General features: G+C 71.7%; 14 protein-coding genes and 1 pseudogene. 5 read left to right on the top strand and 10 right to left on the bottom strand.

Annotated features, from left to right (window positions below):
- The first annotated feature begins 79 nt into the window (after positions 1 to 79).
- Positions 80 to 1,175: pseudogene (locus tag QSK31_RS36815) on the top strand (lytic polysaccharide monooxygenase auxiliary activity family 9 protein).
- Positions 1,176 to 1,242: 67 nt separating this feature from the next.
- On the top strand, positions 1,243 to 2,256 hold the full coding sequence (locus QSK31_RS36810; RefSeq protein WP_285689320.1) for a LacI family DNA-binding transcriptional regulator: 1,014 nt from the start codon (positions 1,243 to 1,245) through the stop codon (positions 2,254 to 2,256).
- A gap of 8 nt (positions 2,257 to 2,264) precedes the next feature.
- Here the strand turns inward: QSK31_RS36810 and QSK31_RS36805 are convergent, their stop codons facing one another.
- Both QSK31_RS36805 and QSK31_RS36800 read right to left on the bottom strand, forming a co-directional pair.
- Positions 2,265 to 3,635: a serine/threonine-protein kinase gene (locus QSK31_RS36805; RefSeq protein WP_285689319.1), complete on the bottom strand. Its 1,371-nt coding sequence runs from the start codon at positions 3,633 to 3,635 to the stop codon at positions 2,265 to 2,267.
- Between the two features lie 113 nt (positions 3,636 to 3,748).
- Positions 3,749 to 4,627 (bottom strand): alpha/beta hydrolase, encoded by an 879-nt coding sequence (locus QSK31_RS36800; RefSeq protein ID WP_285689318.1) that lies wholly within the window; start codon positions 4,625 to 4,627, stop codon positions 3,749 to 3,751.
- Between the two features lie 35 nt (positions 4,628 to 4,662).
- On the opposite strand from QSK31_RS36800, the gene QSK31_RS36795 reads away from it, so the two are divergent.
- Together QSK31_RS36795 and QSK31_RS36790 are read left to right on the top strand one after the other, a co-directional pair.
- The gene (locus tag QSK31_RS36795) at positions 4,663 to 5,340 is read left to right on the top strand and encodes a maleylpyruvate isomerase family mycothiol-dependent enzyme (protein ID WP_285689317.1); all 678 of its coding nucleotides are present in this window, start codon (positions 4,663 to 4,665) and stop codon (positions 5,338 to 5,340) included.
- 22 nt (positions 5,341 to 5,362) lie between these two features.
- Positions 5,363 to 5,818: a MaoC family dehydratase gene (locus tag QSK31_RS36790; protein ID WP_285689316.1), complete on the top strand. Its 456-nt coding sequence runs from the start codon at positions 5,363 to 5,365 to the stop codon at positions 5,816 to 5,818.
- 598 nt (positions 5,819 to 6,416) lie between these two features.
- On the opposite strand, the gene QSK31_RS36785 is transcribed toward QSK31_RS36790, so the two are convergent.
- Genes QSK31_RS36785 through QSK31_RS36765 form a run of 5 tightly spaced genes read right to left on the bottom strand, consistent with a single transcriptional unit; the run spans position 6,417 to position 11,235 of the window.
- On the bottom strand, positions 6,417 to 7,139 hold the full coding sequence (locus tag QSK31_RS36785) for an ABC transporter ATP-binding protein (protein WP_285689315.1): 723 nt from the start codon (positions 7,137 to 7,139) through the stop codon (positions 6,417 to 6,419).
- Entirely contained in the window at positions 7,132 to 8,715 is a 1,584-nt protein-coding gene (gene mdlC / locus QSK31_RS36780; protein ID WP_285689314.1) for a benzoylformate decarboxylase, read from the bottom strand. Before mdlC ends, QSK31_RS36785 begins: the two co-directional genes overlap by 8 nt.
- The gene (locus QSK31_RS36775; protein ID WP_285689313.1) at positions 8,716 to 9,465 is read right to left on the bottom strand and encodes an ABC transporter permease; all 750 of its coding nucleotides are present in this window, start codon (positions 9,463 to 9,465) and stop codon (positions 8,716 to 8,718) included.
- A complete protein-coding gene (locus QSK31_RS36770) occupies positions 9,462 to 10,226 on the bottom strand; it encodes an ABC transporter permease (protein WP_285689311.1) in 765 nt (254 codons plus the stop codon). The genes QSK31_RS36775 and QSK31_RS36770 overlap by 4 nt, the downstream gene beginning before the upstream one ends.
- A gap of 37 nt (positions 10,227 to 10,263) precedes the next feature.
- A complete protein-coding gene (locus QSK31_RS36765) occupies positions 10,264 to 11,235 on the bottom strand; it encodes an ABC transporter substrate-binding protein (protein WP_285689310.1) in 972 nt (323 codons plus the stop codon).
- 108 nt (positions 11,236 to 11,343) lie between these two features.
- Here QSK31_RS36765 and QSK31_RS36760 point away from each other — a divergent pair, with 108 nt between their 5' ends.
- Complete coding sequence (locus tag QSK31_RS36760) at positions 11,344 to 12,636, top strand: methyl-accepting chemotaxis protein (RefSeq protein ID WP_285689309.1); 1,293 nt, start codon at positions 11,344 to 11,346, stop codon at positions 12,634 to 12,636.
- A 34-nt stretch (positions 12,637 to 12,670) separates the two neighbouring features.
- Here the strand turns inward: QSK31_RS36760 and rhaI are convergent, their stop codons facing one another.
- From rhaI to rhaS, 3 genes are read right to left on the bottom strand one after another with little or no spacing between them, the layout of a single operon-like run.
- Complete coding sequence (gene rhaI / locus QSK31_RS36755; protein WP_285689308.1) at positions 12,671 to 13,828, bottom strand: L-rhamnose isomerase; 1,158 nt, start codon at positions 13,826 to 13,828, stop codon at positions 12,671 to 12,673.
- Positions 13,828 to 14,142, bottom strand: a complete 315-nt coding sequence (locus QSK31_RS36750; RefSeq protein ID WP_285689307.1) for an L-rhamnose mutarotase — start codon at positions 14,140 to 14,142, stop codon at positions 13,828 to 13,830. The genes rhaI and QSK31_RS36750 overlap by 1 nt, the downstream gene beginning before the upstream one ends.
- 15 nt (positions 14,143 to 14,157) lie before the next feature.
- On the bottom strand, positions 14,158 to 15,237 hold the full coding sequence (gene rhaS / locus QSK31_RS36745) for a rhamnose ABC transporter substrate-binding protein (RefSeq protein WP_285689306.1): 1,080 nt from the start codon (positions 15,235 to 15,237) through the stop codon (positions 14,158 to 14,160).
- Between the last annotated feature and the right edge of the window lie 5 nt (positions 15,238 to 15,242).

Below are 15,242 nucleotides of genomic sequence, written 5' to 3'. Positions count from 1 at the left end.
GGGCGGGCGGGACCTTCCACCGGGTCCCGTCCGCCTCCCTCGCCCCCACCACCCCTGACCGGACTGAAGGCAGAGCCAGATTTTCCTTTCTACGGAGGACTCATATGAAACGAGGACGCTGGGTCTCGTTCGCGGCGGCGGCCGTGCTCGCCGCCACGACCGGGCTGGTCGCCCTGACCTCCCAACCCGCCGAGGCGCACGGCGCGATGATGGCGCCGGGCAGCCGCACGTACCTCTGCTGGCTGGACGGCCTCGACTCGACCGGCGCGATCAATCCCAAGAACCCCGCCTGCGCGGCCGCGGTCGCGCAGAGCGGCGCCACGTCGCTGTACAACTGGTTCGCCGTGCTGCGCTCCGACGGCGGCGGCCGGACCAGCGGCTTCATCCCGGACGGTCAGCCGTGCAGCGGCGGTACCGGCGGCCCCTACAACTTCACCGGCTTCAACCTGGCCCGCACCGACTGGCCGGTCACCCACCTGACCTCCGGCGCGAGCATGCGCTTCGACTACAACAACTGGGCCAAGCACCCGGGCACGTTCTCGCTCTACATCACCAAGGACTCGTGGAGCCCGACCCGCCCGCTGGCCTGGAGCGACCTGGAGTCCACGCCCTTCTCGCAGGTGGTCAACCCGTCGTCGACCGGCGGGCCGGGCACCGCGGAGGGCCGCTACTCGTGGAACGCGATGCTGCCCAGCGGCAAGACCGGGCGGCACCTGATCTACTCGGTGTGGTCTCGCTCGGACAGCCAGGAGACCTTCTACGGCTGCTCGGACGTCGTCTTCGACGGCGGTAACGGCGAGGTGACCGGCGTCGGCGACAGCACCCTGCCCCCGCCCGGCGGCGAGGACCCGACCGAGCCGGGCGAGCCCCCGTCGGGTTCGTGCGACGCCGCGTACGCGGTCACCAGCTCGTGGGGCGGCGGTTTCCAGGGCCAGATCACGGTACGAGCCGGCGACTCCGCGCTGAACGGCTGGATGGTGCACTGGACCTGGCCCGGCACGCAGACCGTGACCCAGGCCTGGAACGGGCGCCAGACCTCGGCCGGCTCACTGGTCACCATCACCAACGAGACCTGGAACGGCTCCTTGGCCGCCAGAGGCACGGCAACGATCGGTTTCCTCGCGAACGGCACCGCCCCGGCGGCGCTCAACGAACTGATGTGCATGCCCGCGTGATCCATTCCCTACCCGGGTGGTTGTAGCTTGTGCAGCTACAACCACCGGGTAGGGCAGGCGGGGGAGCATGACGACGGAACGCAGCCGCGCCTCGGGGCGGCCGACACTGGACCAGGTCGCCAGCCACGCGGGCGTGGGCCGGGGCACGGTCTCCCGGGTCGTGAACGGCTCGGACAAGGTCAGCGCGGCCGCCCGCCGCGCCGTGGAGAGCGCTATCGCGGAGCTGGGGTACGTGCCGAACCGCGCCGCCCGGACGCTGGTCACCCAGCGTACCGACTCGATCGCGCTGGTTATCTTCGAGTCCGGCCGGCGGTTCTTCGCCGAGCCCTTCTTCGGCCGCATCGTGCAGTCCATCTCCTCCGCGCTGGTCGGCCGCAACCTCCAGCTGCTGCTGATGATCGCCCAGTCGCCGGAGGAACGGCACCGGGTCGAGGGCTTCCTCACCCGCCAGCACGTGGACGGCGCCCTGCTGCTGTCCCTGCACGGCGACGACGCGCTGCCCGCCAAGCTGGAGGAGCGCGGCGTCGCCACGGTCCGCGCCGGACGCCCCACCGGCCCGGTCGGCAGCCAGACCTTCGTCGACGCGGACAACCGCGGCGGCGCCCGGGCCGCGATCGAGTACCTGCGGGTGCGCGGCCGCCGCCGGATCGCCGCGATCGCCGGCCCGCAGGACATGGCCCCCGGCGTGGCACGGCTGGCCGGCTACCGCGACGTGCTCGGCCCCGGCGTGGTGGCGATCGGCGACTTCAGCGAGGAGAGCGGCGAGGCGGCCATGCGACTGCTGCTGGAACGCCACCCCGACCTGGACGCCGTCTTCGCCGCCTCCGACCTGATGGCCGCCGGCGCCATGCGCGTGCTCCGCGAGCGTGGTCTGCGGGTGCCCGCCGACGTGGCGATGATCGGCTTCGACGACTCGGCCATCGCCGGGCACACCGATCCCGGCCTGACCAGCGTGCACCAGCCGATCGAGGAGATGGGCGAGGAGATGGTCCGGCTCCTGCTCGCCAAGATCGACGGTTCCGACCCGGACCCGCAGCAGGTGGTTCTCAGCACCCGGCTGGTGCCCCGCGGCTCAGCCTGAACCTGGGCTCAGGCGTCCTTGACCTCGTCGAGGCGGGCCTGGAGGACGTCGGCCTGGGCCGCGTCCAGGCCGTTCTCGCCGATGCGCTGGCGGATCTTCTGCCGGAGCGCGTCGACCCGGCCGGGGACCTCGGCGGACGGCGCGTCGTTCAGCTGCTGGAGCAGATTGAGCAGGTCGACGGCCACGTCCTCGCGGATCCGTCCGGCCGAACGGCCCTCCTCGACCGCCGCGGTCACGTCGCGCACCGCGGCGTTCAGGCCCTTCGACGCAACCGCGGGCGGCGGGCTGTCCGAGGGCTCCACGGTGACCGTGAACGTCACGGCCGGCTCGGGCGAGGCCGTCGCGGTGGCCGGCGGCGCGGGCGCCGGTTCCGCGCGGTCGTCGTCCCCCGGGTTCGACCAGGAGCCGATCACCACGGCGACGCCGGCCGCGGCGAGCAGCGCCACCACCACGGCGATGCGGCCCGCGGACCGTCCGGCCGGCCGGACGATCGGCACCGTGTGCGCCGGCGCCCGCCCGGCCGCGAACGGGCCACGCTCCGGCGGTGGGGCCGGTTCGACGTCGCGGACCAGAGCGGTCAGGCTGTCGCGGACCTCGTCGGCCGGCGGCCGCTTGGCCGGGTCGTCGGTGAGGCAGCGCTGGACCAGGTCGCGGAGATCCCCGGGCACGTCGTCCGGCAGCTCGCCCGGGCCGGCGGCGCGCGCGGCGGCGAGTTCCTCCCAGGTGTCCACCGGGTACGGCGGCTCGCCCGTGATCATCTCGACCAGCACGGCGCCGAGCGCGTAGACGTCGGTGGCCGGTTCCGCCGGACGGCCGTCCAGTCGTTCCGGCGCCACGTACGCCGGCGTTCCGAACGTCGCGCCGGTCTCGTCGTCGTCCGGCGCCCCCGTCACCGCGCTGATCCCGAAGTCCAGGATCTTCGTCCCGGTCGGCGTGAGCATCACGTTGCCCGGCTTGATGTCACGGTGCACGACGCTGTGCGCATGGGCGGCGGCCAGCGCAGACGCCACCTGCACGCCGATCCGGGCCGCCTCCGTCCAGGGCAGCGGCCCGCCGGTGAGCCGTGCGGCCAGCGACTCGCCGTCCAGCAGCTCCATCACCACGAACGGGGCCAGGGATCCGTCCGGCCGGGGCGACTCGCCGTAGTCGTGCACGGCCGCGATGTGCGGATGCGAGAGCCGGGCGGTGGTGCGCGCCTCGGTCCACGCCTGATGCAGCATCTCGGCGGCACGCGGGGTGGGCAGCTTGAGCGCGACGGCCCGGCCGAGCAGCTCGTCGTCCGCACGCCAGATCTCCGCCATGCCGCCGGTGGCCAGCCGCTCCGCCAGCCGATATCGCTGGGAGAGCAGTGTCCCCGCCTGTGGCCAGTTGTCGTCCACCCCGGAACCCTCCGCCAAGAGCCGTTGACCGTCAACCGATGTCGATCGGCCACGAGTTGTGAACCACGCCGAAACATTGTCTCCGCTGCGGGCCGTTATGCCCACTTTTCTCGTCAGATCCCCCCGGACAGCAAGGAGCTGATCGCGGCCTCGAAGGACGCCGGCTGTTCCTGGGGCGGGTTGTGCCCGACCGACGTCAGCACGTGACCGCGGAACGGGCCGGTGAACTGTTCCCGCCCGTCGTCGGGGGTGTTGACGACGAAGCCGTCGGAGTCCGGTGCGAGGGAGACGGCCGGGACCGTGATCGGAGGGCGCCGGGCCAGCCGCTCCTCCATCCCGGCGTAGCGCGGGTCGCCCGGCACGTCGCCGTACCGATGCCGGTAGGAGTGGACGACCACGTCGACGAAGTCCGGGTTGTGCAGGCTGGGCGCGGTCCTCGCGAACTCCTCGTCCACCCGCTCCCAGGTCGGCGACCAGTCCCGCCACAGCGTGCGGCACAGCTCCTCCCGGTGCTGCTCCAGGCCGCGCCGGCCGAGCTCGGACCGGAAGTAGTGCTGGTACCACTTCGCCTTCTCCCGGGCGGGCGACTCGGGCTCGGCGGCCGAGGCGGCGATGTCCTGGATGTTGTAGCCGCCCACGGTGACCAGGCCGGTCACGCGCTCGGGGTGCAGGGCCGCCACGACGCAGGCCGCCCGGCCGCCCCAGTCATAGCCGCCGACGACCGCCCGGGCGATGCCGAGCGCGTCGAGCAGCTGGAGCAGGTCGTGGCCGAGCGCCGCCTGCTGGCCGGAGCGCATCGTGTCCGGCGACCGGAACCGCGTCGGGCCGAAGCCACGCAGAAAGGGCACGATGACGCGGGCGCCGGGCGGCGCGACCCCGGCGTAGCCGCGGACGTCGTACGGGAAGCCGTGCAGCAGCACGACCGGCGCCCCGTCGGGTGACCCGGTCTCGAGGTAGGCGATGTCCAGCACCTCGGTGGAGACGATCTTCACTCGGCCAACAATAGGTCGGCCCGTAGAATCCCGGTGTGTCTCGCGCATGGAGTGAGGAATGGGCCCGGGAGGGCACAGCACTGTTCCTGGCGGCCGTCGCAGGGCTGACAGACGAGCAGCTCCGGGAACCCTCGGCCCTGCCGGGTTGGACCCGGGCGCACGTGGTGGCGCACCTGGCCCGCAACGCCGACGCCCTGATCAACCTGCTCGAGTGGGCGCGCACCGGGGTGGAGACCCCGATGTACTCCGGCCCGGAGCAGCGGGACGGCGACATCGAGCGCGGCGCGAAACTGCCCGCCGCCGAGCTGCGCGCCGACCTGCTGCGGTCCGCCGAGCGGTTCGCCAAGCGGGTGGCGGAGATGCCGGCCGAGGCGTGGCAGGGCGAGGTCCGCACCCGGCAGGGCCGGCTGATCCGGGGCGCCGAGGTGCTCTGGATGCGGTCCCGCGAGGTCTGGGTGCACCAGGCCGACCTGGGCACCGGGATCACGTTCGGCAACTTCCCCGCGGACTTCCTCGTCGAGCTGATCGGCGACGTGACCGGGTCCATGACGGGCCCGTCGGTCCGGATCGAGGCGGGGGAGCACACCTGGACCGTTGGTGACGGGTCACCGACGGTGTCCGGAACGCCCGCCGCGGTCGCCGCCTGGCTGACCGGACGTACGGCCGGCGACGACCTGCACGGCGCGCGGCCGGAGCTGCCCGGCTGGTTGTAGGGACTATCGAAGGGACGACAGCATGACCATCGTCGCCAACGGCCTCGACGAGGTGAGCGCGCTCGCGGGCAAAGACCTGGGCGCCACCGAGTGGATGGCAGTCGACCAGGAGCGGGTGAACACCTTCGCCGACGCCACCGGCGACCACCAGTGGATCCACCTGGACGCCGAGCGGGCCGCGGCCGGGCCGTTCCAGGGCACGATCGCGCACGGCTTCCTCACGTTGTCCCTGGTGATCCCGCTCTTCGCGCAGTTGCTGCAGGTCAAGGGCATTGCGATGGGCATCAACTACGGCCTCAACCGGGTGCGTTTCCCGGCGCCGGTGCGGGTCGGCTCGCGGATCCGGATGCGCGGCACCGTGGTCAGCGTCGAGCCGGTCGACGGCGGCGTCCAGGCGGTCTTCGACTTCACCGTGGAGGCGGAGGGCTCGCCCAAGCCGGTGTGCGTGGCCCAGAGCATCCAGCGCTTCTACGCCTGACCGTCAAAGACTCTTCGCGCCGGGTGTGCCAGGCGGCCGGGGATGCCCGCTCGACGGTGGTAGCCGGGTTCGACGGTGGTAGCCCGGTCCGACGGTGGTAGCCGAAGGCGGTCTCGGTCCTGGACGTCCCGCCACGAACGCCCTGGCCGACCATCGTCGCGGTCGGTGGTAGGACCGGGCGCTATCCGGCCCACCACGACCGCTCCTGCCTCCCACTCTCGCGGACCGTGGTAGCTCAGCGCGGTATTTCGGGCCGAATGCCGCTCTGTCCCACCACTGTTGCCTGGTCCCACCACTTGCGCCTGCTCCTACCACCGGCCGCGCCCGGCCACGGCCGCGAGCGGCGGCAGCGAGGGTGAGTGGGCACCCGGGCGCGTGGCGGCCCTGGTTCGGTCCCGCGCCGGGCGGGAGCGGCGGCAGCGAGGGTGAGTGGGCACCCGGGCGCGTGGCGGCCCTGGTTCGGTCCCGCGCCGGGGGCGAGCGGCGGCAGCGAGGGTGAGTGGGCACCCGGGCGCCTGGCAGCCCTGGCTCGACCCCGCGCCGGGCGGGAGCGGCGGCAACGAGGGTGAGCGGTCGCCCGGGAGACTCGGCGGGGGCGCTACTGGGAACGGTTGCGGACCAGGCGGCCCACCTCCGCGCGCAGCTTGACGAACTCGGGCTGCTCGCGGGTGGTGATCTGGTCGCGGCCGGGGCCGAGGCGCACCGGCAGGTCGGCCAGCACGGTCGCGGGGGAGCCGCCGAGCACCACCACGCGGTCGCCGACGTAGACGCTCTCGTCGATGTCGTGCGTGACGAACAGGATCGTCATGGCGTCGCCGCGCACCTCGAGCAGCAGATCCTCCAGGTCCTCGCGGGTCTGCGCGTCCACCGACCCGAACGGCTCGTCCATCAGCAGCAGGCGGGGCCGGTAGGCGAGGGCCCGGGCGATCGACACCCGCTGCTGCATGCCGCCGGAGAGCTGCCACGGGTGCTTGCGCGCGGCGTCCGCCAGACCGACCTGCTCGAGGGCGTCGAGGGCGAGCGCGCGGCGATCGGTCGCCTTGCGCAGAGGCAGGACCACATTCTCGAGTACGGTCAACCACGGCAGCAGCGAGCGCCCGTATTCCTGTAGCACGATCGCCACGCTGTCCGGCACCCCGTCGGCGTGGATCGTGCCCCGATCGGGCGGGATCAGCCCGGCGACGCAGCGCAGCAGCGTGGACTTGCCGCAGCCGGACGGGCCGACGATGCTGACGAGCTCGCCGTCGGCCACGCTCAGGTGCACGTCGTGCAGGACGGTGTGCCCGTCGTACGCATGACCGAAGCCCTTGATCTCAAGCATAGGCCGACGCGGTGCCCTCGATGACCGGGATCTCCAGCAGGTACGGGCCCTCGGCGGCCAGCGCGGTGTTCAGCTCGCGGGCGAGCGAGGCGGCATCGGCCACCCGCGCCCCGGGGCAGCCCAGACCGGCCGCGACCTGGACGAAGTCGATGTGCGGGAGGTCGGTGCCGACCAGCTCGCTGGTGCCCAGCCGGCGGCCCAGCTGCTTCACCGCCTCGTACCCCCGGTTGTTGAGCACCACGAACGTGACCGGCGCCCGGTGCCGCGCCGCCGTCCACAGTGCCTGGATCGAGTACATGCTGGAACCGTCGCCGACCACGCAGACCACCCGTTCGTCGCGGTCCCCGGCGAGCGCCCGGCCGACCGCGAGCGGCAGCCCCCAGCCGAGCGCGCCGCTGCCGGTGGTCAGGAAGCCGCCCGGCCGGGTGATCGGGAAGCGGGCATGGAACGCCTCGCGGTGGCTCGGGATCTCCTCGACCACCACGGCGTCCGAGGGGACCAGTGCCCGCAGCGTGTCGATGGCCAGTTCCGGAGCGATCGGGTCGCGGCGGGGCGCCGGCTCGGGGCGGGGCCGGGGTGGCGGCTCGGCCCGGAGGCGCTTCTCCACCAGGTCCAGCAGGGAGCTCAGTCCGCTGTTCACAGTGGAGAGAACGTTCGTTCCATCGGGCGCCCAGGCCGCCTGCGCCGGGTCGCAGTCCAGTGTGAAGAGCCGCGCCGCGGGCGGCACTACCGGGCCGTCGGTGTGCACGTGGTACTTGAAGATCGGCCCGCCCACGGCCAGCACCACGTCGTGGCCGTCCAGCGCCCGGGTGATCTGGTCGCGGACCGGCGGCAGGAAGCCCTGGAACAGCCGGTGGTCCTCGGGGAAGCCGGACCGCGCGGAGAGGGGCGTGAGCCAGACCGCGGCGGTGACCCGTTCGGCCAGCTCGACCGCGAGTTCCTGGGCGTCGTCCTCGTCCACGCCGGCGCCGATCACCATCGCCGGTCGGCGGGCCCCGTTCAGAGCCGCCGCCACGTCGGCCAGCGCGGCCGGGCTCGCGGTGTAGTCGGTGTGCAGGTGGCGGTCGTGCACCAGGTCGGCGGGCCGGTCCCAGTCGTCCTCCGGCACCGAGACGAAGACCGGACCGCGGGGCGGGGTCATCGCCGTCCGGTACGCCTCGGCCACCGCGACCGGCACATCTTCGGCCCGGTCGGGCTGCACGGCCAGCTTCACGTACGGCCGGGGGAACGTGGCCGGCTCGTCGGCGGACAGGAACGGCCGGGTAGTCAGCATCGCCCGGGTCTGCTGCCCGGCGATCACGAGCAGAGGCACCCGGTCGCGGTACGCGTTGAAAACCGCGCCCAGCCCGTGCCCCACGCCGCCGGCCGAGTGCAGCTGAACCACCCCGGCGACCCCGCTGCCGATGGCGTGTCCGGCCGCGGCCGCCACCGCGATCGACTCCTGCAGCGCCAGCACGTACGTGAAATCCACCGGGAAGTCCCGCAGCATCCGGATCTCGGTCGACCCGGGGTTGCCGAAGATCGTGTCGACGCCCTGCCGGCGAAGGAATTCGAAGACACCGTCGCGTACGTCCATTCAAGACCTCCGATGCCGTCGCAGCGCGCGGCGTTGCACCACGAGCAGCAGCGTGTTGAGCAGGTAGCCGAGCACGCCGAGCAGCACGATCGCCGACCACACCGTGGGCAGGTCGGACCGGCTCTGCGCGTCGGTGAGCTGGAACCCGATCCCGTTCGCGGTGCCCGGCAGCAGCTCGGAGAAGACCATCAGGATCAGCGCCAGCGACAGGCTCAGCCGCAGCCCGGCGAAGATCTTGGGCAGCGCCGAGGGCAGGATGATCCGGCCCAGCCGGGCGGCGGCGCCGACCCGGAACACCCGCGCGGTGGCGATCTGCACCGGATCCACCGAGCGGGCGCCGTCGGCGGTGTTGAGCAGGATCGGCCAGACCGCGCCGGCCGCGATCGACGCGATCTGCATGGGCGAGCCCAGGTGCATCAGCACGATGAAGACCGGCACCAGGGTGGGCGGCGGGATGGCCCGGGCGAACTGGAGCAGCGGGTCCAGGTAGGCCATGGTGCGAACGGAACGGCCCAGCGCGAGCCCGAGCCCGACCCCGGCCAGGGCGGCGAGGGCCAGGCCCGCGGCCATCCGGCCCAGGCTGGGCAGCAGGTTCTCCGTCGCGCCGGTGGTCAGCACGTGAGGTCCGCTGAACCACAGCTCGTGCATCCGCGAGACGATCGCCGAGGGCGGTGGAAAGAACACATCCCGGGTACGCCGGGCGGCGGCCTCCCAAGCGGCCACGATCAGCAGGGACGCCACCCACTTCATCGCGCGTGCCACCCGAAGAGGCGTCGCTCGCCACCGGCCAGCGCCGCGTTCACCAGCAGGCCGATCGTGCCCGCCCACACCGTGCCGGCCAGCACGTCCAGGGTTCCGGCCACCGCCTGCTGGGCTTGCGCGATGAACACGCCCAGCCCGTCGCCGAACCCGGCGAGGATCTCGCTGCCGACCGCCAGGATCAGCCCGACCGCCGCGGCCAGGCGGACGCCGGTGGCGATGAACGGCGCGGCGGCGGGCAGCGACACCCGCCACATCACCTGGGCCCGCCCGAAGGCGAAGACCCGCAGCGTGTCCTTCGGCGCCGGATCCACCTCGCCCAGCCCGTAGATCGTGTTGAACAGCACCGGCCACACCGCGGCGTAGACGATCAGCGTGACCTCGGTCGTCATCCCGGCGCCGAGGATCAGGCTGACCAGCGGGATCAGCGCCACCGACGGGATCGGCCGGAGGAACTCGAGCACCGGTCGCAGTGCGGCGCCGATCGCCGGGACGCCGCCGAGCAGCAGGCCGAGCGTCACGCCGATCGCCACGGCCAGGGCGAGCCCGACGGCCCAGGCGGTCAGCGTGGTGGCCAGGTCGGTGAGGAAGTCCGGCTCGGCGGGCAGCCGGGCCGCCCGGGCCAGCACGGCCGAGGCGGGCGGCAGGAACTCGCGGGGGATCGCGCCGGTCGCGGCGAGCAGCTCGCTGAGCGCGATCGCGGCCGCCACCCCGGCCAGCCCGCGGAGCAGCCGGCCGGAGCGGGTGATCATGCGACCGGCCCGCGTGGCGGCCTGGCGGAGTGAGTGATCATGCGGCCGGCGGGGTGAACATCACGGTCTTGACGTCGATCGGCCCGGGAAGCAGGCGTTGCGCGGTCATCAGGTCGGCGAGGCGCTGGATCCCCGCGACGTCGTTCGCGGTGGGGTAGCCGGGCAACTGCGCGCTCCTGGCGGTGGCCGCGTCGACCTTGGCGTATCCGGGCAGCAGCCGCTCGACCAGCGAGCGGTCGCCGGTGGCCAGCGCCTGGCCCTTCATGATCGCCCGTTGGAAGGCGGCCGCGGACTTCGGGTTCTTCGTGGTCCACTCGTCGGTCGACAGGTAGCCGCTGATCGGCAGGCCTGCGACCGGGCCCGTCCCCGCGTCCAGGGCCATCCGGGCGGGCAGCCTGCCGGTGATCACGGTGCCGAACGGCTCGGCGGTCAGCACCGCGTCCACGTCCCGGTTGGCCAGCGCCTTGTCCATCAGCGGGAACTGCACGGCGCGGTATTTCACGCTCGCCGGATCGACGTTGTCCGCCTTGAGCAGCTCGGCGAAGGTCAACGACTGGATGTTGTTCAGGATGTTCACCGCGACGGTCTTGCCGGAAAGGTCGGCCGCCGTGGTGATCGGCGCATCGGGAAGCACCACGAGCTGCAGGAATTTCGGCGCGACGGCGGCGGCCGGGGCCAGCACGCGCAGTTTCATCGTGGCCTTCTGATGTGCCTGCAGAAAGGTCACGTAATTGCCGCCGGCGATCACGTCGATCTGGCCGTTCTTGAGCGCGGGCAGGGCCGCCAGACTCTGCGCGACAGGCTCGATCGTCACGTCGAGACCCTCGGCCTCGAACAGTTTCCGTTCCTGCGCGATATGCAGCGCGACGACGTCGAGCAGCGGCAGCGCGGCAACGGTGATCGACTTCTTCTCCAGCCCGTTCCCGCCCTCGGTCCGGTTATTTCCGCAAGCGGTGATCGACAGCAGGAGAAAGGCGCCGACGGCCGCGGTGACCCGGTTCCATCGCATAGGAACAAGTCAATACCTGTGCGGCATCGCACACAAGCCCTTCGATCTCCGTCGAACAGGTACCCGAAATTTCTCAGGGCGGGCCTACGGTGGCCGATTCTTCATTGTGTGACGACCCTCGCTCAGCGTCTGCCCCGCGGCGCACGGCTGTCCCCCGAGTCCTGGGTCGCCCGGCACCGCGTGGTGTCCCGGGTGCTCTGGCTGCATGTGCCCTTCCTGCTGGCGGTCGGCCTGTTCGGCCCGCAACCGGCCTGGGAGGCGCTCGCGTTGCCCCTCGTCGTCGCCCTGGTGGCCTTCGGCGCGACCATGGCCACGTCCCCGCCGGTGCGCGCGGGCCTGGCCGCTCTCGGGCTGATCGGGTCGACGTTCGTGCTGATCGAGCTGTCCGGCGGCCGGGTCGACGCGCACCTGCACCTCTACGCCATCCTGATCCTGGTCGCCCTCTACCAGTCGTGGGCGCCGCTGATCGCCTCGGTCCTCGTCGTGGTCGTGCACCACGCGGTGGTCGGCCTGGTCAGCCCCGAGCACGCCTTCGGCATGCACACCAGCCACCGGGACGCGCTCGGCATGGTCGCCATCCACGCCTCCGCCCTGATCCTGGAGATCGTCGGGATCCTGTTCTTCTGGCACTTCGCCGAGCAGGTGGAGCGGGAGGCCGAGAACCAGACCGCGGAGGCCGAGCGGGCCCGCCACGAGCTCGACGACCTCGACCAGGCGGCGAAGCGGCGCGAGATGGACGCCGAGCGGGTGCGGGCGGCCAAGGCGGTCGAGGACGCGGCCCGGATCGCCCAGGACGCCGCGCAGGTCGCCACCGGCGCGCGCCAGGCCATCGACGCGGTCGCCGCGGTGGACCGGGAGTTGTCGCAGATGTCCGCGGCCGTCCGGGACATCGCTGAACGTTCCAACCACGCTGCCGGGATCGGTCAGTCCGGGCGCGAGGTCGCCGCCGGCGCCACCGAGCGGATGGTCGGCCTGCAGTCCTCGGTGGGCGAGATCGCCGAGGTCAACGCGTTCATCGCCCAGCTGGCCGGACAGACCAACCTGCTGTCGCTGAACGCCACCATCGAGGCGGCCCGGGCCGGCGAACTGGGCAAGGGCTTCGCCGTCGTGGCCAGCGAGGTCAAGCAGCTGGCGAACGAGACCGCGGACTCGGCGAGCAAGGTGACCGCGGTCATCGACGCGATCACCGGCCAGACCGAGGCGGCGGCGTCCGGTTTCGCCTCCACCACCTCGGCCGTCGCCGAGATCAACGAGGTTCAGGTGGCCATCGCCGCGTCGGTGGAGGAGCAGGCCGCCGTGCTGGCCGAGATCACCCGGCAGCTGTCCACCGCGTCGGCGGCGGGCAACGATGTCCTCGCCGCCCTGGACCGCCTCACCGCCAACGCGCGGACGTCCGGCTAGGCCTCGGCCGGGCACTTATCACCCAGGAGCCGGGTCAGGCGCCCCAGCCGGCCTGCTCGCCGCCGACGCGCTCGGCGACGATCTTCTCCTGGTAGCCGCTGCGCTTGTAGGCGGCGACCGGATTCGGGTCGAGCCCGGCGTCGGCGCGGACCTCGCCGAGGAGCGGCCGCACGTCGGTGTTGTAGGCGTCCATCAGCACCGCGTTCGCCTCGAGCACGTCGCCGTCGTTCTGTGCCTTGGTCAGCGCGTCCCGGTCGATCAGCAGGGCCTTGGCGGTGGCCTCCTGGATGTTCATCACCGAACGGATGATCGCCGGGATCTTCGCCTCGATGTTGTGGCACTGGTCGAGCATGAAATTGATGCCGTACGCCGGGTCGAGCGCGCCGCCGCGGACGATCTCGTACATGATGCGGAACAGCTGGAACGGGTCGGCGGCGCCGGCCATCAGGTCGTCGTCGGCGTAGAACCGGCTGTTGAAGTCGAAGGCGCCGAGCTTTCCCTGGCGGAGCAGGAACGCGACGATGAACTCGATGTTCGTGCCGGGCGCGTGGTGGCCGGTGTCGATGCAGACGGTGGCCCGTTCGCCGAGCTCGATGCAGTGCGCGTACGACGTGCCCCAGTCGGGGACGTCGGTGGCGTAGAAGGCCGGCTCGAACAGCTTGTACTCCAGCAGGATGCGCTGGTCGCCGGTGAGCCGGTCGTACGCCTCGCGCAGCGCCGCGTGCAGCCGGTCCTGCCGGTTGCGCAGGTCGTCCTGGCCGGGGTAGTTGATGCCGTCGGAGAACCACAGCTTCAGGTCCCGCGAGCCGGTGGCGTCCATGATGTCCACGGCCTCGAGCAGGTGGTCGGTGGCCTTGCGGCGGATGCCCGGGTCGGGGTTGGTGACCGAGCCCAGCTTGTAGTCGTCGTCCTGGAAGACGTTGGTGTTGATGGCGCCGAGCTCGACACCCTGCTCCTGCGCGTACGCGGACAGCGCCGCGTAGTCGTCCACCTTGTCCCACGGGATGTGCAGGGCGACCGTCGGTGCGACACCCGTGAACCTGTGCACGACCGCCGCGTCCGCGATCTTCTCCTCCGGGGAGCGGGGCACGCCGGCCTGGGCGAACACCTTGAAGCGGGTGCCCGAGTTGCCGAAGGCCCAGGACGGGGTCTCGATGCGCTGTGCGGCGAGAGCGCGTTTGACGTCGGTCATCACAACTCCAAATGAAAGACTTCTGTGAGCAGCGGAAAGCCCTCCGCCGGCGTGGTGCCGTCGAAGAACTCCGCCATCTCGGCCTGCCAGCGGGTGTTGACGTCCAGCGCCTCCATCGCCGCCTGGGACGCCCCGAGATCGTCCGCCTCGACGTAGCCGATCAGCAGCCCGTCGTCGCGGAGGAAGAGCGAGTAGTTGCGCCAGCCGGTGGCCCGAAGTGCGTCCTGCATCTCGGGCCACACGGCCTGGTGCCGCTCCACGTACTCCGCCATCCGCTCGGGGCGGACCCGGAGTTCGAAGCAGTATCGTGGCATCGCGGTGAACGGGACTCAGAACTTGAACTGGTCGATGTTCTCGGGAGTGAACTCGGTCGGCGGGCCGAGCACGATCTCGCCGTCCTTGCCGATCGTGTAGTCACCGAGCTTACCGGCCTTGAACTTCTCACCCTCGGCGCCGGTGATCTGGCCGGAGGCGAGAGCGACACCCGCGAACGCGGCCAGGTAACCGATGTCCGCCGGGTTCCACAGGGCGAACTTCTTGACGGTGCCGTCCTTCACGTACTGGCGCATCTGGTTCGGCAGTCCGAGGCCGGTGACCTGGACCTTGCCCTTGAAGCTGGAGCTGCTCACGTAGCGGCTCGCCGCGGCGATGCCCACCGTGGTCGGCGAGACGATCACCTTGAGGTTCGGGTACGACTGCAACAGGCCCTGGGCCTCCTGGAACGACTTCTGGTCGTCGTCGTTGCCGTACGCGGTCTTGACCAGCTTGAGCTTGCTGTTCTCCGGCTTGGCCAGCTCGGTCTTCATGACGTCGATCCAGGCGTTCTGGTTCGTGGCGTTCGGCGTGGCGGACAGGATGGCGATCTCGCCCTCGCCGCCGGCCAGCTCGTTGGCCATCTTCACCAGGCTCTCGCCGATGCCCTGGGTGGTGGCCTGGTTGATGAAGACGTCGCGGCACTCCTTGGCGGCGTCCGAGTCGAAGCCGACGATGTTGATGCCGGCCGCCTTGGCCTGCTTCAGCGACGGGCAGACCGCGTTCGGGTCGTTGGCCGCGATCGCGATCACGTCCTGCTGCTGCTGGATCAGCGTGTTGATGTAGCTGACCTGCGAGGAGGCGCTGGCGTCGTTCGGGCCGACCAGCTTGTACTCGCCCTTGAGCTCGTCGATGGCGACCTTGCCGCCGCTGGTCTCCACGTCGGAGTACGGGTTGTTCAGCTGCTTGGGCAGGAAGGCCATCTTGATGCCCTCCTTCAGCTTCGCGTTCGGGTCGGCGCTGGCGCCGCTCGACGGCGCGGCGCCGGCGTCGCCCTGGTTGTCCCGCGTGGTGCCGCCGCTACAGGCGGCGGCGCTGAACAGCGCGACCGAGGCCGCGGCCGCGGCGAGGACGCGGCGGCGTGTGGAGTTGCTCATCTTCA

This window comes from Actinoplanes sp. NBRC 103695 (assembly GCF_030269485.1).
GTDB lineage: Bacteria > Actinomycetota > Actinomycetes > Mycobacteriales > Micromonosporaceae > Actinoplanes.
Note: the sequence above shows the minus strand (reverse complement) of the source record. Positions and strands in the feature narration are given on the sequence as shown.